16 protein-coding genes are annotated in these 20,390 nt (G+C 70.3%); 8 read left to right on the top strand and 8 right to left on the bottom strand.

Going from position 1 to position 20,390, the window contains the following annotated elements:
* Nucleotides 1-3 precede the first annotated feature (3 nt).
* Genes GGR71_RS17495 through GGR71_RS17505 form a run of 3 tightly spaced genes read left to right on the top strand, consistent with a single transcriptional unit; the run spans nucleotide 4 to nucleotide 3,124 of the window.
* Nucleotides 4-1,080 (top strand): glycosyltransferase family 4 protein, encoded by a 1,077-nt coding sequence (locus GGR71_RS17495; RefSeq protein ID WP_160959638.1) that lies wholly within the window; start codon nucleotides 4-6, stop codon nucleotides 1,078-1,080.
* Nucleotides 1,077-1,859, top strand: coding sequence for a WecB/TagA/CpsF family glycosyltransferase (locus GGR71_RS17500; protein ID WP_237474351.1), 783 nt, complete (start codon nucleotides 1,077-1,079; stop codon nucleotides 1,857-1,859). Before GGR71_RS17495 ends, GGR71_RS17500 begins: the two co-directional genes overlap by 4 nt.
* On the top strand, nucleotides 1,856-3,124 hold the full coding sequence (locus tag GGR71_RS17505) for an O-antigen ligase family protein (RefSeq protein ID WP_160959641.1): 1,269 nt from the start codon (nucleotides 1,856-1,858) through the stop codon (nucleotides 3,122-3,124). The genes GGR71_RS17500 and GGR71_RS17505 overlap by 4 nt, the downstream gene beginning before the upstream one ends.
* 7 nt (nucleotides 3,125-3,131) lie before the next feature.
* Here the strand turns inward: GGR71_RS17505 and GGR71_RS17510 are convergent, their stop codons facing one another.
* The 5 genes from GGR71_RS17510 to GGR71_RS17530 form a co-directional block, all read right to left on the bottom strand.
* Nucleotides 3,132-3,806: a class I SAM-dependent methyltransferase gene (locus tag GGR71_RS17510; protein WP_202405031.1), complete on the bottom strand. Its 675-nt coding sequence runs from the start codon at nucleotides 3,804-3,806 to the stop codon at nucleotides 3,132-3,134.
* An 11-nt stretch (nucleotides 3,807-3,817) separates the two neighbouring features.
* The gene (wecB, locus tag GGR71_RS17515; protein WP_160959643.1) at nucleotides 3,818-4,933 is read right to left on the bottom strand and encodes a non-hydrolyzing UDP-N-acetylglucosamine 2-epimerase; all 1,116 of its coding nucleotides are present in this window, start codon (nucleotides 4,931-4,933) and stop codon (nucleotides 3,818-3,820) included.
* Between the two features lie 27 nt (nucleotides 4,934-4,960).
* Nucleotides 4,961-6,367 (bottom strand): undecaprenyl-phosphate glucose phosphotransferase, encoded by a 1,407-nt coding sequence (locus GGR71_RS17520; protein ID WP_237474352.1) that lies wholly within the window; start codon nucleotides 6,365-6,367, stop codon nucleotides 4,961-4,963.
* Between the two features lie 64 nt (nucleotides 6,368-6,431).
* On the bottom strand, nucleotides 6,432-7,574 hold the full coding sequence (locus GGR71_RS17525; RefSeq protein WP_160959646.1) for a glycosyltransferase: 1,143 nt from the start codon (nucleotides 7,572-7,574) through the stop codon (nucleotides 6,432-6,434).
* 19 nt (nucleotides 7,575-7,593) lie between these two features.
* Entirely contained in the window at nucleotides 7,594-8,736 is a 1,143-nt protein-coding gene (locus GGR71_RS17530) for a glycosyltransferase family 4 protein (protein ID WP_160959649.1), read from the bottom strand.
* 506 nt (nucleotides 8,737-9,242) lie between these two features.
* On the opposite strand from GGR71_RS17530, the gene GGR71_RS17535 reads away from it, so the two are divergent.
* Genes GGR71_RS17535 through GGR71_RS17545 form a run of 3 tightly spaced genes read left to right on the top strand, consistent with a single transcriptional unit; the run spans nucleotide 9,243 to nucleotide 11,743 of the window.
* Nucleotides 9,243-10,541 carry a sensor histidine kinase gene (locus GGR71_RS17535; RefSeq protein ID WP_160959652.1) on the top strand — a complete coding sequence of 433 codons (1,299 nt, stop codon included), beginning with the start codon at nucleotides 9,243-9,245 and terminating at the stop codon, nucleotides 10,539-10,541.
* The gene (locus tag GGR71_RS17540; RefSeq protein ID WP_160959654.1) at nucleotides 10,534-11,301 is read left to right on the top strand and encodes a LytR/AlgR family response regulator transcription factor; all 768 of its coding nucleotides are present in this window, start codon (nucleotides 10,534-10,536) and stop codon (nucleotides 11,299-11,301) included. The genes GGR71_RS17535 and GGR71_RS17540 overlap by 8 nt, the downstream gene beginning before the upstream one ends.
* A gap of 46 nt (nucleotides 11,302-11,347) precedes the next feature.
* Nucleotides 11,348-11,743: a hypothetical protein gene (locus tag GGR71_RS17545; RefSeq protein ID WP_160959656.1), complete on the top strand. Its 396-nt coding sequence runs from the start codon at nucleotides 11,348-11,350 to the stop codon at nucleotides 11,741-11,743.
* 446 nt (nucleotides 11,744-12,189) lie between these two features.
* Here the strand turns inward: GGR71_RS17545 and GGR71_RS17550 are convergent, their stop codons facing one another.
* Both GGR71_RS17550 and GGR71_RS17555 read right to left on the bottom strand, forming a co-directional pair.
* The gene (locus GGR71_RS17550) at nucleotides 12,190-14,301 is read right to left on the bottom strand and encodes a TonB-dependent receptor (RefSeq protein WP_160959659.1); all 2,112 of its coding nucleotides are present in this window, start codon (nucleotides 14,299-14,301) and stop codon (nucleotides 12,190-12,192) included.
* A gap of 276 nt (nucleotides 14,302-14,577) precedes the next feature.
* On the bottom strand, nucleotides 14,578-15,195 hold the full coding sequence (locus tag GGR71_RS17555) for a hypothetical protein (RefSeq protein WP_048492261.1): 618 nt from the start codon (nucleotides 15,193-15,195) through the stop codon (nucleotides 14,578-14,580).
* A 174-nt stretch (nucleotides 15,196-15,369) separates the two neighbouring features.
* On the opposite strand from GGR71_RS17555, the gene GGR71_RS17560 reads away from it, so the two are divergent.
* Nucleotides 15,370-16,296: an oxygenase MpaB family protein gene (locus GGR71_RS17560; RefSeq protein WP_160959661.1), complete on the top strand. Its 927-nt coding sequence runs from the start codon at nucleotides 15,370-15,372 to the stop codon at nucleotides 16,294-16,296.
* 103 nt (nucleotides 16,297-16,399) lie between these two features.
* Entirely contained in the window at nucleotides 16,400-19,378 is a 2,979-nt protein-coding gene (locus tag GGR71_RS17565; RefSeq protein ID WP_237474353.1) for a bifunctional diguanylate cyclase/phosphodiesterase, read from the top strand.
* Here GGR71_RS17565 and GGR71_RS17570 read toward each other — a convergent pair.
* Nucleotides 19,368-20,381, bottom strand: a complete 1,014-nt coding sequence (locus GGR71_RS17570; RefSeq protein ID WP_160959664.1) for a Rieske 2Fe-2S domain-containing protein — start codon at nucleotides 20,379-20,381, stop codon at nucleotides 19,368-19,370. The two genes, GGR71_RS17565 and GGR71_RS17570, sit on opposite strands and share 11 nt — an antisense overlap.
* Nucleotides 20,382-20,390: the final 9 nt, after the last annotated feature.

The following is a 20,390-nucleotide window of genomic DNA, read 5'->3' on the forward strand; positions in this document are numbered from 1 at the left end:
GCCATGCGGGTCCTGCACGTATACAAGGATTTCGCGCCGCTGCGTGGCGGCGGCGGCGTGGCCCGGCACATCCATGGCCTGGCGATGCTGGCAGCGCAGGCGGGACACGCGGTGCGGGTGGCGGCGCCGGCGGCGGAAGATCCGGGAAGGCCCGACTACGCCACCGTTCGCGTCGCCGCGGCAGGCTTGTGGCCGCAGATCGGCTGGGCCGACGTCGTGCACGTGCACGGCGCGCGCACACCGATCGCGGCGCTGGCTGCACTGCTGGCGCGCTGTCGCGGCAAGCGTGTGGTGTACACGCCGCACTGCTACTACGACGATGCGCCCAATCTGGGCAAGCGCCTGCGCAAACGCGTCTGGGATGCGCTGGTGGAACGTCCGTTGCTGCACGGGGCCGATCGCGTGGTGCTGCTGTCGGCTTACTGGCACGGCTATCTGCAGGAACGGCGGATGCCAGCCACGCGCGCGCTGCTGCTGCCCAACGCGGTACTGGCTGCCGAGCTACCGGCTGCCCCGGTCGAGGCCGACGCGTTGGCGGGCGCGCCGGCCTTGCTCTCGGTCGGCCGCCTGGATGCGGTGAAACGCCTGCACGATGCGATCGCGCTGCTGGCGCAGCCGGGGATGGATGCGGCGGTGCTGCATCTGGTGGGGCGCGGACCCGATCGCGCGCGGTTGGAAGCCTGCGCCCACGCGCACGGCGTGGCCGCACGCGTGCGCTTCCATGGCTTCGTCGGCGACACCGAGGTCGCGGCGATGGCCGCGCGTGCCGACGCGTTCGTGCTGCCGTCGGCGGTGGAAGGCATGCCGACTGTGCTGATCGAAATGCTGCTGCTCGGTTGCCCGGTGCTGGCCAGCGATATCCCCGGCAATCGCGCCATCCTGCAGCCGTTGGGCTTGCAGGATGGGCTGTATCCGCTGGGCGATGTCCCCGCGTTGGCGGCACGGATTGCATCGCTGCGCCGACAACGCGTCGCGCCACAGGTGGTGGCCTCGGTACGCGCCGGTTTCACCTGGGAAGGCATCCGGCCGCAGGTGCTGGCGCTGTACGATGCGTTGATTCCCGAGGAGCCTGCCCCTTGAACCCAAGTCCGCCGCGCCTGCGTTTCTTCGATTGCCCGCTGGATCTGCTTGCGCCCGCCGAGCTGCTGCAGCGCGCGCAGGCCGCGGCCGCCGGTGGCGCGCCGCTGCGGATCGAGGGCCTGAACGTGGCCAAGCTGATCGATGCGCGCGCGCAAGCGCCGTTGCGCGCGGCGCTGGAAGAGGCCGAACTGGTGCATATCGATGGCAGCGGCATCAGCATCGGCTTGCGCTGGGTGGGCGTGGAGCCGCCGCCGCGGCGTGCCGGCATCGATCTGATGCAGGACCTGTGCGTGCAGGCCGCGCAGTCCGGCGACGGCGTGTATCTGTTGGGCGCGCGGCCGGCGGTGGTGGCGGCCGCGGCCGAGCGGCTGCGCGCGGCCGCACCGGGATTGCAGATCGTCGGCGTCCGCGACGGCTACTTCGACGAGGCCGGGGTGGCGCAGGTGGTCGCGGCGATTCGTGCTTCGGGTGCACGCTATCTGTTCATCGGCATCAGTTCGCCGAAGAAGGAACTGTTCCTGCAGCGTCACTGGCCCGAGCTGGGCGTGGCGGTGGCGATGGGCGTGGGCGGATCGTTCGATGTGCTGTCCGGCATGCTGCCGCGCGCGCCGCTGCTGATGCAGCGGTTCGGCATGGAGTGGCTGTTCCGGCTTGCGCTGGAGCCGCGGCGCCTGGGTTGGCGCTACGTCCGCACCAACTTCCTGTATCTGCTGCTGTTGCTGCGTGCGCGCCTGAGCCGGCGCTACCGCGCACGCGCGGCGATCCGCGAGCCGGCATGAGCGAACCGGCGACGGCGGCATCCGCTGCCGGCCTGCGTGCGCCGCAGCCGCTGGCGGTCGCGGTGTGCCTGGGCGTGTATCTGCTGTTCTGCCTGCAGCAGGTGGTGCTGACTGGCCGCTACTTCGGCGTGGGCCTGTCGCTGGGCTCGATGGCGATCCGCGCGTTCGTGCTGGTGGTCGCGGCCTGGGCGGTGTGGCGGCATGGCGTGCCGGCGGTTCTGCGCAGGCCGCTGCTGGCGATCCTGGCGTGCTTGGCGGCCTTGGCCGTCTCGGTACTGGCGTCCGCGCATCCGGATCTGGCGTTCAAGTTCGCCGTGCGCTACGCCACCGCCCTGCTGGCGTTGTGGGCCATGCTCAATCTCGCGCTCGCCTACCCGCGCTGGCCGCGTGCGGCCACGCTGGCGGCGCTGATCGCACTGTGGTGGAACCTGGCGCTGGGGCTGGCGGTGCGCCTGCACTGGCCGCCGGCGCTGCGCGCGTCGTTGGCCTTCCACGCCGAGGACAGCTTCAAGTATCTGCCGCGCATCTCCGGCATGTACGAACACCCGGCGCTGCTGGCGGCGAGCGCCGTGGTGGTGGCCACGTTGGTGCTGCAGTGCTGGCGCAGCGGTGTGCTGGGGCGCTTCGCGCTGGCCATGGCGTTGCTGGGCGCCGTGCTGGCACTGGCGCTGACCCAGGTGCGCAATCCGCTGTTGCCGGTCGGCGCGCTGCTGCTGTGGTGGGCGTGGCCGCGTCGCGGCGCTTCGCGTGTCCGCCGCAACGCCGCCGTGGTCGCGCTGCTGGGTTTGGCGGCGCTGGCCGGCTTCGTGCTGTGGCAGCGCTATGCGGACATGACCAGCGCGGTGCACGAAAGCACGCTCACCGCGGTGTCGTTGGGGCGTACCTATCTGTGGGCCGGCGCGTTCGAGGCCTGGCGCAGCCACCCGTGGTTCGGGCTGGGTGCAGGGGTCTTCCAGTTCCTGGTGCCGGACTACACCGGAGGACGCTTCGACCGCGGCGAACTGCATGCACACAACCTGCTGCTGGCGGTGCTGTCGGAAACCGGGCTGTGCGGGCTGCTGGCGTGCCTGGGACTGCTGTATGCGCTGTGGGCGCCGCTGCTGCGTAGCGCTAGCGTGCGCGGCTGGGCGGTGACCTGGCTGCTATTGCTGCTGGGTCTGGGCGTGTTCGACTTCTATCTGCCGTTCTATGCATTCTCGCTGCATGCAGCACTGGCGATAGCCGTTCTGTATGCCCGCTTGCCCGTACGCAACGGCACCGTGTGACCATCGCTCAGCGGCGCACCGCGATCCACGATTTGGTGAGTCCACACAGCCGCTCGCCGACCAGGGTGCTGTCCGGGAACAGACGCGCCAGCTCGGCACGCGTCAGCAGGCGGATGTCCTCCACGAACGCGCGCGCCTGTGCCCGCGTCTGCGGCCGATCGATCCGGCCCAGCGGGATCCGGTACAGCAGTTCGGCCTGCCATGCATAGGGAAGGAATTGGACGCCCGGTGCCAGATAGTGCGGCTCGACCGGGAACCAGTAGTTCGGTGTCTGTACGTAGTGCCATGGCGCTACGCGCCGAATCTCGGCAGCGAAGGCCTGCGTGCGCACGGCATCTCCGACGTGCTCGATGACCGAATTGGAATGGGCGATGTCGAAGGCGTTGTCGGCGAAGTCCAGGGCACAGCCATCCCCATGGTGTTCGCGCAGGTGCGGACGTGGTGCGTGGGTGTGGTTCGGTTCGAGGTTGACCATGGTGACGCTGCAACGGTGCTGGGCGAAGAACGTGTCCGGGACATGGGCCCAGTAGGCGAGTGTGCCGCCGACATCGATCACCCTGCACTCGCCCTGCCGGCTATGGCATTCGGACACCATCTGCATGAAGCGCTGCAATCGCCGCGCACGCAAGCGCGCGCTGAGCGAACGCGGATCGTTATAGTCGGCCTGTGCGCGCAGTCCCATGGGCGTACCGATCAGGCGTGACGCAGGCGCTGCGGCGCGCGCTGCTCGACCGCGGTGCCCAGCAGCGCACCCAGGATGTTCCGGTAGGCATGGCCGTCGCCGAACGGATTGTGCCAGGCCACCGTGCGCTTCAGCAGCGTGTCGGCCGCCGTGCGCAAGCCGCGCGTGTCCAGGCTCAGGGGCAACTCGGCGCCGCCGACCTGCAGGGTCTCCGGCCGCTCGGTGTTGGTGCGCAGCACCAGGCACTTGCGCTGCAGGATGCAGGCTTCTTCCTGGATGCCGCCGCTGTCGGTCATGATCAGCGACGCGCCCTGCTGCAGCGCCAGCATGTCCAGATAGCCGACCGGCCCGATCGCGCGCAGACAGCGATGCCGCGCCGAGGCGGAATTGCCCATGCTCGCCAGGCGCGGATGCATCGGGAAGATCAACGGTACGCCGGCATCCTCGGAGATCGCGGCCACCGCCTGCATCAGCGCAGCGAAATGCTGCGGATCGTCGGTGTTGGAACGCCGGTGGCAGGTCAGCAGGTGGTAGGCGCCCTCGCGCAGCCCCAGCCGCTGCAGGATGTCCGACCGCCGTAGCGCGGTGCGCGCGTGCGCCAGGGTCGCATCCGCCACGGTGTTGCCGGTGACGCGGATGCTCGCCGGCGCCAGGCCTTCCTCGTGCAGGATCTGTGCTTGCAACATGGTCGGGCAGAACAGGTGATCGGACATGTGGTCGATCAGGATCCGGTTCACTTCCTCCGGCATGCTGCGATCGCGGCTGCGCAGGCCCGCCTCCACGTGCGCCACCGCGATGCCGAGCTTGTTGGCGGCCATGGCGCCGGCCAGCGCGCTGTTGGTATCGCCCTGCACCACCACCACGTCCGGCCGGGTGCGTTCCAGCACCGGTTCGATGCCGCACAGCATGTGGCCGATCTGGGTGGCATGCGACGCCGAGCCGACCCCGAGATTGTAGTGGGCGCGCGGCAGCTCCAGTTCGTCGAAGAAGACGCGGTCCATCGTTTCGGCGTAGTGCTGGTTGGTATGCACGATCGAGAAGCGCAGGCCATCGCGCACGCTGGCGGCGATCAGCGAGGCCAGTTTGATGATCTCAGGGCGGGTGCCGAGAACGTAGCTGATATGCATCGGATTCGGACTCCCCAGGTCCTGCGGTCAATACGCGTCGCGGTCGAACAGCACGATCACGCAGGTCTGCGCGATGATGCTCAGGTCCAGCCACAACGACCAGTGCTGGATGTAGTACAGGTCGTAGTCGATGCGCTTGCGCATCTTCTCCACCGTATCGGTCTCGCCACGCAAGCCGTTCACCTGCGCCCAGCCGGTGATGCCGGGCTTGACCCGGTGGCGTTGCAGGTAGTTCGGCACCAGATCCTGGTACTGCGCGTTGTGCGCCAGCGCGTGCGGACGCGGCCCGACGATGGACATGCGCCCTTGCAGCACATTGAAGAACTGCGGCAGCTCGTCCAGGCTGGTGCGGCGCATGAAGGCGCCGAACCGTGTCACCCGCGGGTCGCCGCGCGGCGTCTGCGGCGCGGCCTCGACGGCGTCGTGCACGCGCATGCTGCGGAATTTCCACAGTTCGAATGGTTGCCCGTCCCAGCCGTGCCGCGTCTGCCGGAACAGCACCGGTCCCGGCCCGGACAGCTTGACACCCAGCGCCAGCGCCAGCAGCAGCGGGGTGCTCAGCAGCAGGATCAGCGCGGCCAGCAGCTTGTCGGTGATGTCCTTGAGCCAGTGCGCGGTGCGCGACAGCGGCCGCACCGACAGCTCCAGCAGCGGCATTCCCGCCACTTCGGCGATGCCGTGGTGGATCATGCCGAAGGCGAAGATGTCCGGGACCCAGCGCACGTCCACGCTGCTGGCGTCGAGCTGGCGCATGCTCTCGCGGATCAGCGCCTCCTCGCGCATCGGCCAGGTCAGCCACACTTCCGCGATGCCGTGCAGATCCAGCCATTGCGGTAGCGCGGCGAGGTCGCCGCTGCGGATCGCCGCTGGCGACGGCACCCACTGCAGCCCCGACCACGGCCCCTGGCAGATCCGTGCGCCGACCTGCTCGACCCGTTCCAGCGGGCCCAGCACCGCGATTCGGCGCGTGCCCACGCCGTGCCGGTGCAGCCAGCGCAGCAGCCGGTCCGCGGCCAGGCGCACGCCGATCAGGCCGACTGCGCCGATCACCGCCCAGTACAGGAACCACAAGCGCGAGAAGCTGGGGCCGGTCTTGCTCAGGAAGCTCAGCGACGCGAGCACGCCCAGCACCACGCCCCAGCCGAGCAGCAACCGGCCCAGCATCATCGTCGGAAGCGCCAGGCGCCAGCTGCGGTACAGCGCCAATTGCGAGAACACCAGCAGCGTCAGCGTGGCGCCGGCCAGCAGGGCATACGGGTAACGTGGCGCCTCGGGCAGGTTTGCCTGGCCCACGCGGACGGCATAGGCCAGCAGGCCGCTAGCGACCACCACCGCGGCATCGGCCACCTTCAGCAGCGTCGCCGCCAGCGCCATCGCATCGCCGACCATGCCCGCTGCCGCCGTCCGCGGCAGTGGCTTGCCCAGCAGTCTCATGCGCGTTCGCTCCGCGCGCTGCGCGCCCGCATTGCCGTGTCTCCGTGCGTCGCCAAGGTGTTCCTCATCCCCATTCCCTGTCTGCCTCCCTGCGCGTTCCGCAGACACTGCGATAAAGCGCCAGATAGGCGTCGATCATGCCGTCCGCGGTGAACAACCGCCGATATCGCGCTTCCGCGCGTCCCCCGAAGGCCGCGGCGATGTGTGGATGGTCCCATAGATAGCGCATCGCGTCGCGCAAGGCCACCGGATCGGCCGGCGGCACCACCAGGCCGGTTTCGCCATCGACGTTGACGAAGCTGGTACCGGTGCCGATCTCGCAGGAAATCATCGGCTTGGCATGCATGGCCGCCTCCAGCAGGGAAATGCCGAAGGCTTCGGAGCGCAGATGCGAGGGGAACACCAGCGCGTCGCAGGCGGCGAGCAGGGCGTGCTTGTCGGCCTCGTCCACCGCGCCGAGAAAATGCACGTGGGACAGGCCCAGCGCCTGCGCCTGCGCGCGCAACGCGGGCGCTTCCGGGCCATCGCCGACGATCGCGATCGGGATCTGCAGCCCTTGCGCGGCCTCAAGCAGAAAGCGCACGCCCTTGTAGTAGCGCAGTACCCCGACGAACAGCAGGAAGCGCTGACCCAGGCGCGTGCGCCAGGCCTGCATTCGCTGCGCCGATGCCGCATGTTGCGGCGCCGCATCCAGGCCAATGGGAATGACGCTGACCTTGCCGCGGCATTCCGCCAGGACCGTGCTGCTGGCCAGGTAGTTCGGCGAGGTGGCGACGATGCGGTCGACGCTGCGCAGGAAGCGCCGCTGCAGCGGCCGGTACAGGCGCAGCAGCTGCCGCTGCCGTACGATGTCCGAGTGATAGGTGAGCACCGCGGGCGTGCCTGCCGATGCGGCGAAATGCAGGGCATCCATGAACGGCCACGGGAAGTGGTAATGGATCAGGTCGGCGCGGCGCGCCAGTTGCGCGTAGCGCCGCACCAGGCCGAGCGAGACCGGCATGGAGGCGAACTCGGCGAGGCGCTGCAGCCGATGCAGCGTATAGCCGTCATGGATCCGGGTGCCGGCCTGCGTGGCATCGCTGCACAGTGCCAGCACCTCGCTGTCCACGCCGCGCGCTTGCGCCTGCTGCGCCAGCGTATGCACCACCCGCTCGATCCCGCCGATGGAGTCGGGCAGGGCGGTCTTGTAGACATGCAGGACGCGCATCAGCCCGGGAATCCGTGGTTCATGCGCGCATCGCGTCGCGGTAGGCGTCGGCAGTGCGCTCGGCGCAGGTGCGCCAATCGAACTGCGCAGCACGACGGCGCCCGGCCGCGCTCAGCGTCGCGCGCCATGCCGCATCGTCCAGCCCGCGCGCGAGCAAGCCGACCAGACCGTCCACATCGCCGGGATCGAACAACGCGGCCGCGTCGCCGGCGACCTCGGGCAGCGCCGCGGCATTGGAACACAGCACCGGCGTGCCGCTGCCCATCGCCTCCAGCACCGGCAGGCCGAACCCCTCGTAGAGCGACGGGAACACGAACAACCGTGCGCCGGCGACCAGCGCCGGCAGCCTGGCCTCCTCCACGTAGCCCAGGTAGCGCAGCCAGCCGTCGCGTTGCGCCTGCGCCATATGCCGGTGCAGCGCCTCGCTGTGCCAGCCCGGATGGCCGGCCACCACCAGCGGCCAGCGCGTGCGCAGTGCCGCCGGCAGCGCCGCATAGGCCTGCAGCAGCATCTGCAGATTCTTGCGCGGCTCGATCGTCCCCAGGAACAACGTATAGCCATCGGCCTGCAGGCCAAGCGCCTGCAGCGGCGGCTGCAACTCCTCCGCGCGGTGCGGGCGGAAGGCCGCATTGCCGGCCAGTGGGATGGCGCGGATGCGCGCCAGGGGCCAGTCGAATTGCGTGGCGATCTCGCGCCGCGAGAATTCTGAAACAGTCAGGATCAGCTGCGCGCGTCGCAGGGAAAGCGCGAGTTCCTTGCGCATGTAGCGCACCCGGTCGGCACGATGGCACTCGGCCCAGCGATAGATCGAGACGTCGTGGAAGGTGGCGACGCAGGGTCCGTCGAACGCCGGCAGGTAGTAGTTGCAGCCATGGAACAGGGCTGGCGCCTGTCCGCGCAGCGCGCGCGCCTTGGCTGCGTTGTTTATCCGCCGGTAGATGTCGACGGCCGGCTGGATGCCCGACAGTCGGTCGCGCAGCCACGGTGCCAGCGTGGGTGCCGGTCCCGGTGCCGGCAGGTCGTTGCGCAGGCGCCGGCCGTGCAGGAAGCGCAGCGAATCGATCTGCGGCAAGGCCGCCAACTGTGTGGCCAGTTCCTGCGTGTAGCGGCCGACGCCGGTCAGCGGATACCGGATCGACTCCGTCGCCAGGATCACATGCATCGGCGTTACAACGATGGCGTGCGAGGTGCAGCAGGCAACGCGGCACGGCGCCGGTCCTGTGCGAGTGCGGCGGCCGGGCAGGGCACGCCCGTCGACGAGGCCCCGCGCGGGGCGAGCGTCGGCATGTGGCTGCATGGGATGGAGGGCCGGCGCATCCTGGCTCCTGCTGGTCAGTCGCAGAGTCTAGAACGTGCGCAGCCCGGACGGTGAGACACCTTGGTTGGCGGCGGGACGTGGCGGCGTGCGCCAGTGTCTTGCACTGCCTGCGAGGCAGCGTCCGGACACCTGTCGACACGCGGGCGGTTACCGCTCCGATTGGCGAGGCTGCGCGCCGCGCCAAGGCCATGCCGGCAATGCGCGGGCACCGGTTGCCGCGTCGTGGCCGCTATCGATTGGTGCCGCGGATTGCGGCCTCGACTCCGCGTTTCCCAGGTTTCATCGCGACGGGCTGGCGCTGTGTGGCTCGGCCGCTATGCTCGCCGGCACCTCATCCAATCCCGGCCGCCATGCTCGCCAGCCTGTTCTTCCTCGTTCGCCTGTTGTGCGCCTGGGCAGTGGCGGTGGTCGTCGCCGCCTTCGTCTGGGCCGGGTTGTTCTACGGCATGAATTCCGGGCCGGGCTGGCTGTTCGGCCTGCTGGCGATGCTGTTGATGCTGTCGGCGCTGATCGCCGGCATCACCCATCTGCGCAAGGTCTGGCTGATCGCCGGGCGCCTGGACTGGGGCACCCTGGCCAGCCGCCAGCGGCGCCAGATCGAGATTCCGCTGGACACCCGCGAGGCGTTCGCGCTGCTGGATGCGGCGGTGCGCGAGCTGCCGCGGGTGGAGGAGGTCGAAAGCACGCTGGACAGCCTGCAGGTACGCGCCAAGGTACGCCGCATCGATCCGTACAACGGCCGCCCGCCGTCGCGCTGGAACCTGGCCGCGCGCTTTGCGGTCAAGCGCAACCAGATACTGGCGACGGTGACCCCGGGCACCGGCACCAGCAGCCTGACCCTGCTGCTGGAGCCGGACGCCAGCGCCTGGATCGACCTGTTCGCGGTCGACGAAGGCAGCAACTACGAGAACGCCGAGGCGCTGGGCCGGGCGCTGGCGCGGCGCGTGGCCGAGCTGCGCCGCGACGAGCAGGCCGCCGCCGCGCGGGCCGCCACCGCGCAGGAGCTGACCGTGGCGCGGCTGAACCTGCTGCACGCGCAGGTCGAGCCGCATTTCCTCTACAACACCCTGGCCAGCGCGCAGGTGCTGGCGCGCACCGATCCGCCGCGCGCCGACCTGATGCTGGGCTACCTGATCCAGTACCTGCGGCGCTCGCTGCCCAGCGCCGAGGACGCGATGAGCTCGCTCGGCGCCGAGCTCGAGCGGACCCAGGCCTACCTGGAGATCCTGCGCATCCGCATGGGCGCGCGCCTGCAATTGGAGCTGCAGGTGCCGGAAGCGATGAAGACGCTGCCGCTGCCGTCGATGATGCTGCAGACGCTGGTGGAGAATGCGATCAAGCACGGCCTGGAGCCCAAGCCGGGCGGCGGCACCATCTGGATCCTGGCGCGCGCGGCCGACGACCACGTCACCCTGACCGTGGCCGACGACGGCCTGGGCTTCAACACCCAGTCCAGCGGCACCGGCATCGGCCTGAAGAACCTGCGCGAACGGCTGCGCCTGACCTATGCCGGCGCGGCGAGCTTCGCCATCGTCTCCAATTTTCCCAGCGGCGTGGCCGCCACCATCACTCTGCCGTGGCCGATGGCGGCGACACCGTCACCGCCACCGTTGCCGGCGCCGGCCACCATGGGAGTGCCGCATGATTGACGCGATCGTCGCCGAGGACGAAGCCCTGCTGCGCGACGCGCTGGTCGCGCTGCTGGGCGAGGTGTGGCCGCAGCTGCGCATCGTCGCCGAGTGCGAGGACGGCGCCAGCGCGCTGGAGCGGCTGGCCGAGCTGCGCCCGCAGGTGGCGTTCCTGGACATCCGCATGCCCGGGCTGAGCGGCATCGAGGTGGCGCGCGCGCTGGGCGAACTGAGCCCGCACACGCAGGTGGTGTTCGTCACCGCCTACGACCAGTACGCCATCGATGCGTTCGAACACGGGGCAGTGGACTACCTGCTCAAGCCGATCGTGCGCGAGCGCCTGCAGGCCACGGTGCAGCGGTTGCAGGCCCGCGCGGCGCAAGGGCCGGATCCGGCGGTGCTCGACGCGCTGCTGCAGCGCCTGCAGCAGCGCCCCGCCGCGCCGTCGGCGCCGCCGCCACTGGCCTGGGTCACCGCCAGCAGCGGACGCGAGACGCGGCTGATCCTGCTCGACGACGTGCTGTATTTCCAGGCCGACAGCAAGTACACCACGGTGCTCACCCGCGATGGCGAGGCGGTGCTGCGCACCTCCTTGCGCGAGTTGCTGGACGTGCTCGATCCGGCCGCATTCCGGCAGATCCACCGCTCCACCATCGTCAACCTCAAGGCGGTGGCCTCGGTGGTGCGCGACGACACCGGCAAGGGCCGGCTGAAGCTGCGCCACCGCGACGAAGTGCTGACCGTCAGCCAGCCGTACATGAGCCTGTTCCGCGGCATGTAGCCGCGGCATCGCCTTCCGCTTCGCACTGGAACAAGGAACCTCCGCCATGCGTCTGCTCTCCTTGCTGTGGTCGTGCCTGCTTGGCCTGCTCGGCTGCCATGGGCATGCCGATCTCGATCTGTCCGTCGGCGCCCGTCGCGAGACCGTGGTGCAGGCCAGCGAAGATGGCGTGCCGCTGCTGTTCAGTCGCACCACCTATCGCGGTAGCCTGACCACGTTCCGCTGCATCGACAGCCGCAGCGGGCGCTGCCACTACCAGGTCTATACCGCCTGCACGGCACCGCAGCCGGCGCGCGGCGGCGACGACGCTGCCTGTCACCCGCGCGTGCTGCAGGCGTTCGACCTCCCGGTCGGCCAGCGTCGCGAGATCGCCGGGCTGCCGCGCGATTTCCGGCAGTGCGTGGTGTCGGATGCCGCGGCCTCGGCGTGCGGGCGCGAGTGAGAGGCGATAGGCAAGGGCAGGTTGATACGACAGCCCGCTGCGTCCAGCGACGTCGCGACGACCGCGATTGTTGTTGGAGGGACTTCAGTCCCGACGTGGCTGCAACGGACTAGCGGATTGGCGCCCCGCGTCGCGGCTGAAGCCGCTCCTACAGGGCGCCTCGCTGCGATCCGACACTGGACATCGTAGGAGCGGCTTCAGCCGCGACCCTTGATCCGATGTCAGCCGATGTGCCGCATCGCGTTGCCGAATCAGTCATTGCATCATTGATGCAGTGATCCGATCGTTGCTGTTGTGGGAGGGACTTCAGTCCCGACGCATCGGCAACGGAACTGCGGGATGACGTCTCGCGTCGCGACTGAAGTCGCTCCCACAGGAGGCTGTCCCGCAATCCGGCGCCACATGGTACGAACGGTGTCGCGTCGTGCGGAACGACGCGCGTCCACTCAGTAATCCACGCCCACCGAGAACAGCAACGTGCGCGGATCGCCCAGGGCCACCGCGCGCTGCAGGCCGCCGGTGAAGTAGTCGCGGTCGAAGGCGTTCTTCAGGTTCAGCGCATAGCGCCAATGGCCCTGGCGGTAGCCCAGGCCGGCATCGAACACCAGGTAGCCGGGGATGCGGTGGCCGTAGGCGGTCTTCTCGCCTTCGGCGCGGGCGCCGCCGCTGACGCTCCAGCCGTCGGCCGCGCCGTGGGCGGCGTACTGCAGCCACAGCGAACCGCTGTGCCGCGGCACGTTGTTCAGGCGGCTGCCGACGCTGCTGACGCGTTGGCCGCCGTCGTCGGTGACCACCGCATCGGTGTAGGCGTAGCCGCCGAACAGGCTCAGCCCGTTGCCCAGGTCGGCGGCGGCATTGAGTTCCAGGCCGCGGCTGCGTTGCTCGCCCACGGCGATGCTGTAGCCGTCGTTGAGCGGGTCGGTCTGCAGCACGTTGCGCCGGCGCAGGTCGTACAGCGCCATGCTCAGGCTGGTGCCGCTGCCCACTTCCATCTTGACGCCCAGTTCCACCTGGCGCCCGCGCTCGGGATCGAACTGCGCGCCTTGCGCATCGGTGCCGACGTTGGGATAGAACGAGGTGGCGACGCTGACATACGGGCGCAGGCCGCCACCGGCGTCGAACATCAGCGCGGCCGAGCCCGTGGTCGCGCTGTTGTCGTTGCGCGTGTCGCTGCCGGCCAGGTGGTCCTCGCTGCGGTTGCGGCTGCGGTCGTGGCGCAGGCCGAGCAACAACTGCCAGTCGGGCGCGAACTGGATGCGGTCGCGCAGGTACAGGCCGCCCGAGGTCACCACGCTGAGGTTGTCGCGGGTGGGTCGGGCCGGGCAGACCACGGCGCTGCCGTAGACCGGCGCGTACACGTCGAGATTGCCGACGCGGCAGGTCGACTGCACGTTCCATTCCCAGGTCTTGAACGCGTCCAGGCCGGCGGTGACGGTGTGCTGCCAGGTGCCGGTGGCGAAGCCGCCCTGCAGGTAGGTGTCCTGCACCCAGGTGCGCCCGTCGAACTGTTGCTGGGTGGCGGTACGGCGCAGGGTGCGCAGGTTGGCGGCCAGGCCGTTGTTGGCGATCAGGAAACCGTCCAGGCCGAAGCTCTGCCAGCGTGCGGCGTGGTGCAGGCTCCAGCCGTTGTCGAAGCGGTGATCGAGCACGTAGCCGATCCGGCTCTGGTGGCTGTGGTACGGCCGCTGCCCGGGTTCGCCGGTGAACAGCGCACGGTCGATGCGGCCATTGCGGTTGGGTTCGGCGCTGCCTTCCCAGGGCAGGCCCTGCTGGCGGATGTAGTCGCGCTCCTGGTAGCTGGTCAGCAGCACGAAATCGGTGCGCGGGCCCAGGTCCAGCGACAGCGCCGGGGCGATCCAGCGGCTGCGGAAGTACACGTGGTCGGTCGGGTCGTCGCTGTTCATCGCCAGCGCGTTGAGGCGCAAGGCCACCTTGCCATCGGCCGACAGCGGCTGGTTGAGATCCACGCTACCCTGGCGCAGGCCGTCGCTGCCCACGCCCAGGTCGACCCGCCGCATCGGTTCGGCGCCGGGGCGCTTGCTGATCAGGTTGACCAGGCCGCCCGGCAGCACCTGCCCGTACAGCAGCGAGGCCGGTCCCTTCAGCACCTCCACCTGCTGCACGCCGAACAATTGCTCGGCCACGCGGTTGCTGTCGGCGGTGCGCAGGCCGTCTACGAACAGCGCGTCGGAGGCGGTCTGGCCGCGGATGATCAGGTCGTCCCAGCCGCGTCGGCCGTAGGTGTTGGCGACCACGCCGGAGACGTTGTGCAGCGCGTCGGACAGGCTCAGCGCCTGCTGGCTGTCCAGCAGCGCGCGCGGTACCACGGTGATCGAGAACGGCGTCTGCGCCAGCGGCGCATCGGACTTGTCGGCCTGCACCGGTCCGGTGGCACGGAAGCCGCTCTGGGCGTCGGCGCGCACCTGCACGGTGGGCAGGGCGGTCGCCTGTGCGGCATCGCCGTCGGCGTCAGTGGCGGTGTCGGCGGTGGCGGCGTGCGCAGGCAGACATAGCGCCATGCCCAGCAGGCAGGCGCACGAGAGGGGATGCAGTGTCATCGAGACCGTGGGGCGAAAGTTCTAATCGAGAATGATTATATTTCGCGAGGGCGGCCTTGGGAATGCCCGTGGCAGCGGCACGGCGGCGTGCCCGGTGCCCGGTGTGCGGTGCGCCTGCGCACTCGGTGTGCCGCACCCGCGCTGTGCCGGCATCGCAGCGTCGGCGCACAGCGCGTGCCACGTGGTCTCCACAAACGCAAAGCGACCGCCGGTGCGGTCGCTTTGCGGCGTTGTGCCGCCGTTCGGACGGTGGCGTCGCTCGGGCGGGCGGCGCGCTTAGCCGGCGACGCGGAACACGCCGGGCTGGCCGCCGGGCGGCGTGCCTTCGAACTGGATCAGCGAGGCGACCAGTTCGGCATGCAGGCGGATACGGCCCATCTCGCGCATGATCCGGATGTCCTCGTGGCGCAGTTCGCGGTTGCTCACCACTTCGCGCTTGTAGGCGAGGATCTCCGGGTACTTGCGCGCCATGTTCAATGCATCGGCCACGCATTCCACGGTATCGGCATCGGCGGAGAGCGGCTCGCGGCTGTTGAACGCGGTGAGCCAGCGCTCGAAACCGGCGGTGCGGTCGAACATGTTGGCGATGAACCAGATCACGAACAGGATCGCCACCCACGAGGTGACCACGATGACGATGCGCGAGAAGGTCAGGTGGTAGTCGTGCTGCCACAGCTGCGCGGTGATCACGCCGAGCAGGATCAGCGAGATCGCCTGCCAGCCGATGATCGAGGCCACCAGCCACTGCTGCTTGGCCTTGGCCAGCAAGGCCACCTCTTCGCGGATCTGCGCCTCGCTCTTGTGCTGCCAGTGCGCGACCTGTTCGGGAAACGAGCGCTGGTGCAGCGCGTTGTCCTCGAGCAACAATCCCAAGCCTTTGAACAAAGCGAGCATGACGGGCTCCTTGCAGATGCGGTGACGGACGTGGAACGTCGACGGTCGATCTTGAGGCAGCTTCTTTCTAGCACAGCCGCCGCAAAGTGCATGCTGCGGCCGCACATGCGGCACGCGGCCGACGCGCCATACGCCATCGCACGGCGCTCGCGCCGTCTTCGCTAGCATCGGCACATGGCTTCGCTACTACGTACGCTCTCCGCTCCGGCCACCACCCAGATCCGCCGCTGGGTGCTGGGCGCGTTCCCGCGCGAGCGCGACGCCATCGATTACGACCAGCCGCTCGGCGACATCGGCCTGTTCGGTCCGGACAGCGTCACCTGGCGCATCCATGCCGAGTTTCCGGGAATGCTGGCCGGCGGGCTGTGTGCGCTGCTGCTGCAGACCCTGCACCCGCTGGCGCTGGCCGGGGTCTACGACCATTCCAACTTCCGCGAGGACCTGGTCGGGCGCCTGCGCCGCACCACCCAGTTCGTCGCCGCCACCAGCTACGCGCCCACGGATGCGGCGCAGCGCCAGATCGCCCGGGTCCGCGCGATCCACGCGCGGGTGCGCGGGCACACGCCCGACGGGCGCGCCTATGCCGCCGACGATCCGGCGCTGCTGACCTGGGTGCACGTGACCGAGGCCTATGGCTTCCTGCAGGGCTACCGCCGCTACTGCCGTGAAGTACCGGCGGCGATCGCGGACCGTTACTACGACGAAGGCCGGCGCGTGGCCGAGGCGCTGGGCGCACGCCAGGTCCCGGCCAGCGAGGCGGCCGTGTTGGACTATTTCGAACGGCAGCGGCCGCAGTTGCTGGTGGATGCGCGCTCGCGCGAAGTGCTGGCGGTGCTGGCTGGCCTGCGCCTGCCGGTGCCGGCGCCGGGCCTGTCGCGGGAACTGTTCCTGGGGGCCGGCGCGGCCTTGCTGCCACCGTGGGCCAGCGCCATGCTGCGGCAGGCGCGATTGCAGCGCACCGGCCCAGCGGTGCCGGCCTGGTTGCTGCAGCGGGTGGCGCCGCTGTTCCGGGTGGCGCTGCACGACGGCATCGCTGCGCGTGCCTGCAGGCGCGTCGGCCTGACCACGCAGCAACTGGCGCACTGGCCCGCGGCGGACTGAACCGTTTATCTGCGCCGCTGAACGCAGTATTGCGTCACGTACGGTCAAGATCGTCGGTGCCAGGCCGCTGTAACCAGCACCTACGCCCCATTCCCCACTCTCGATGCCGCAGAACCCGCTCGCCGACAGGAAGCGCGACCGTCGCTTTCGGCACAGCCTGCGGCGCGTCACGCGCGCGCCGTTGCGGGCGATCGCCACCTGGGGCCTGGTGCTGGCGGTGCTGCTGGCGGCCGGCCTAGTGCTGGTCCTGGCGCAGGACCGCCACAACCGCCTGGCCGCGGCGCAGCGGCAGAGCCTGGCGCTGGCCACCGGCGCCGACCGCCTGCTGCAGTTGCAACTGGACAATCTCGGCCAGGCCCTGCATGGCGAAGGCCTGGGCGCGCAGGCGCTGCTGGCGGAGACGCCGGTGCGTGCGCCCGAGCTGATCGCCGCCTCGTTGCACGGCCTGCTGGCGCGACACCCGGAACTGCGCGACGTGGCTTTGCTGAATGCGCAGGGGCAACGCCGCTTCGGTGGCGCCGGCGATGCGCCACTGCGCGCCTGGATGCAGCATGCGCGCTGCGGCGGTCGGGTCTGCGTGAGCCCGCCGTTGCGCCTGGCCGACGGCGAGGCGGTGGTGCGTGTGGCCGTGCCCTGGGGGACCGATGGCTGGGTCGAGGCGCAATGGCGGGTGGCCGCCCTGCAGCGCATCGTGCAGGGAACCGACAGCGGACGCGACGGCATCGTCGCGCTGACCGACGCGCAGGGCGTGCTGCTGGCCGCCAGCCGCACGCTTGCGGCCGGCCAGCCGCGCCTGCCGATCGCGCTGGCGCGGCCGATGCCGCATGGCGGCGCGCTCGGCGTGCGCCGCGATGTCTTCGACGGCACGCCGCGGATCCTGGCGCTGAGCGGCGGCGGTGCGTACCCGTTGCTGGCGGTGGCCGGCGTGGGGCTGCGCGAGACGCTGTCCGGCTGGTGGTGGTTCGCCGCGGCGGCGGCGCTGGGGTACGTGCTGTACCTGCTCGGCCTGGCCTATCTGCTGGTCAGCCTGCGCCGTGCCGAGCGCCGCCAGCGCCACCTGCTGCAGCGCCTGCGCCGCGGCGACGAGGATCTGCGCCTGGCCCACGGCATGGGCGGCATCGGCACCTGGCGCATCGACATCGCCGAGCGCATATTGCGCCTGTCCGAGCCGACCGGCGCGATGTTCGGCCTGCAGCGCATGCAGTTGCCCATCGAGGCGTTCCTGGAGCGGATCCACGACGAGGATCGCGCGCGGGTGACGCAGCTATACGAGGACGCCGCGCAGGGGCGCGCGGACTACAACACCGTCTACCGCATGCACCTGCCCGATGGGCGCCTGCGCTGGCTGGCCGCGCGCGGCGCGCTGGTGCGTACCCGCAATGGCATGTGCATGACCGGCGCGGTGCAGGATGTCAGCGACCGGGTGGCGGCGCAGGCGCGGCTGCTCGATGCCGAGCGTCAGTTCCGGCTGGTGTTCGACCGCAATCCACTGCCGTACTGGGTATTCGCCGTGGACAGTCTGCGCTTCCTGGAAGTGAACCAGGCCGCGGTGCGCCAGTACGGCTACAGCCGCGAGGAATTCCTGGCGATGGAGTTGCGCGATCTGCGCCCGCCGGAGGATGCCGAACGCTTGCTGCAGGATGTGCGCAAACCGCGTGAGGGCTTCGACGTGCCGAGCGTATGGACCCACCGGCGCAAGGACGGCAGCCTGCTGTCGGTGTGCATCCACAGCGCCGACCTGGAATTCGGCGGCGTGCCGGCGCGGTTGATCCTGGCCGAGGACGTCACCGAGCGCCTGGCCCACGAGCGCGAACTGGCGTTCTTTGCCCAGCACGAGTTCAGCACCGGCCTGCTCAAGCCGCGTGCCCTGGCCGAGACCCTGCAGGCGCAGCGCCGCGACGGTTATGCGATCGCCTATGTGCAGGTGCGCGGACTGTCGCTGATCGGCGACACCCTGGGCCGTGCCGCCGGCGACGCGGTGCGCTGCGCGGTGGCCGAGCGCATCCGCGTGCTGGGCGAGCGTTTCGGCCTGAGCGCGCACCAGCCTGTGCAGGACTTCGTGCTGGCGATCCTGGATCCGCAGGCACTGCCGCAAGCGCTGCAGGCCTTGCAGGAGGCGTTGTACGCGCCGGTGCAGGGCGGCGAATTCACCCAGCAACTGCAGGCGCACATCGGCGTGGCGTTGTGTCCGGACGATGCCGCCAGCGCCGACGAGGTCATCGGCAGCGCCGCGCAGGCCGCGCACGCGGCACAGGCCGAGGGCCGCAGCCTGGTGCGCTTCGACCGCGCCATGGCGGCACGCACCGGCGAACGCCTGCGCCTGGCTGGACGCATCCAGCAGGCGATCGAGCGCCAGGAATTCGAGCTGCACTTCCAGCCGATCATGGATGCCGTCAGCGGCGCGCCACGCGAACTGGAGGCGCTGATCCGCTGGCCGCAGGCCGACGGCAGCTTCATTGCGCCGGATGCGTTCATCCAGTTGTGCGAGGACACCGGGCTGATCCTGCCGCTGGGGCGCTGGGTGATGCGCGCCGCGGCGCGGGCGCGCCGCGCCCTGGTCGAGCATGGATGGCCGGACCTGCCGGTGGCGGTGAACGTGTCGGCGCTGCAGTTCTTCGATGGCGACCTGGTCGCCGACCTGGCGCAGGCCTGCGCCGAGGCCGGGTTGGCCGCCAATGGCCTGCAGTTGGAGCTGACCGAGAGCAGCCTGATGCGGCAGCCGCAGCAGGCCGGCGACGTGCTGCGGCAACTGCGCGCGCTGGGCGTGCGCGTGGCTCTGGACGATGTCGGCACCGGTTTCTCCAGCATGGCGTATCTGCGCGACCTGCCGCTGGACACGCTGAAGATCGACCGCAGCTTCGTCGCCGAGGTGGACCGCGATCCGCGCAACGCCTCGATCTGCCAGGCGCTGCTGACCCTGGGCCATTGCCTGGGGCTGGACGTGGTCGCCGAGGGCGTGGAAACCGAGAGCCAGTTGCGCTGGCTGCGTGCGCATGGCTGCGGCGGCGTGCAGGGCTATCTGCTCGGGCGCCCGGCCCCGTTGGCGGAGGTGCTGCAGCGACTCGGCACGGTCACAGCATGAGGTCCACGTCGTGGCCGCTGCCCGGCGTCGGGAGTGCCTCGCCGTCCCAATAGCGGCGCAGCGGTTCGCGCACCAGATCCAGCGCGGTGGAGGCACCGCGCGCACCCGGGTAGCGCTGCAGGTTGCGCGACTGCAGCGCGAGCATGCGTCGGTCCTGCTCGCCAACCCGGCGCAGCAGTGGCCACACCAGCAAGCGCACCGCCCACGCCGGCGCCCAGCGCCCCTCCACGTGCAGGCTGGCGAAGACGTCGGTGCTGCGTGCGCCGAGCGGGGTGAAGTGCAGGCTGATCCGCACGCGGCCGCCGCGCGCGTAGCGGTACTCGATCTGCGCGCTGCCGGGGGCGGCGAAATGCGCGCGTTCCAGGATGCGCGGCGATTCGAACAGCCGGTACAGCCAGCCGCTCTGTGCCGCGGCGCCGCGGTAGTCGACGTGGAAGCCTTCGTCGGTGTGCCGCAACTCGGCGCGCATGGCGGTGCGCGCGCCGCCGCGCCGCACCAGCCCCGGATGCAGCAGATGGGTGTGCAGCGGGTCCAGGAAGTTCTCCAGCGCATCGACCACGTGCGCGTCCCAGCGCGTGCGCCACAGGAAGCGCCGCGCCGACGGCTGCAGCGCCTGCACCAGTTGCGATGGCGCGTCCGCGCCTTCCGGATCGGGACGCAGCCAGATCAGCCCGTCGTGCTCGCGCGCGGCGAAGGCGCGCACCCGCACCGCCGGCGGCGCCTGCCCGGGCGGCAGGCCGGGAATCTCGCGCAGGGCGCCGTCGCGGTCGAAGCGCCAGCCGTGGTAGGGGCAGGACAGGCCGTCGCCGGTGGCGCAGCCGGCCGACAGCGGGGCGTGCCGGTGCGGGCAGCGGTCCTCCAGCGCCAGCAGGCGGCCGTCGGCGCAACGCGCGATCGCCGCATGCCGGTCCATCACCGAGACCCCCAGCGGTCGCTGGCGCAACGCCGCGGCGGGAGCGACGGCGAACCACTGCCGGTACAGCGACGGATGCCAGGCGCTCATGCCGCCCGC

It is taken from the genome of Xanthomonas sp. F1 (assembly GCF_014199855.1).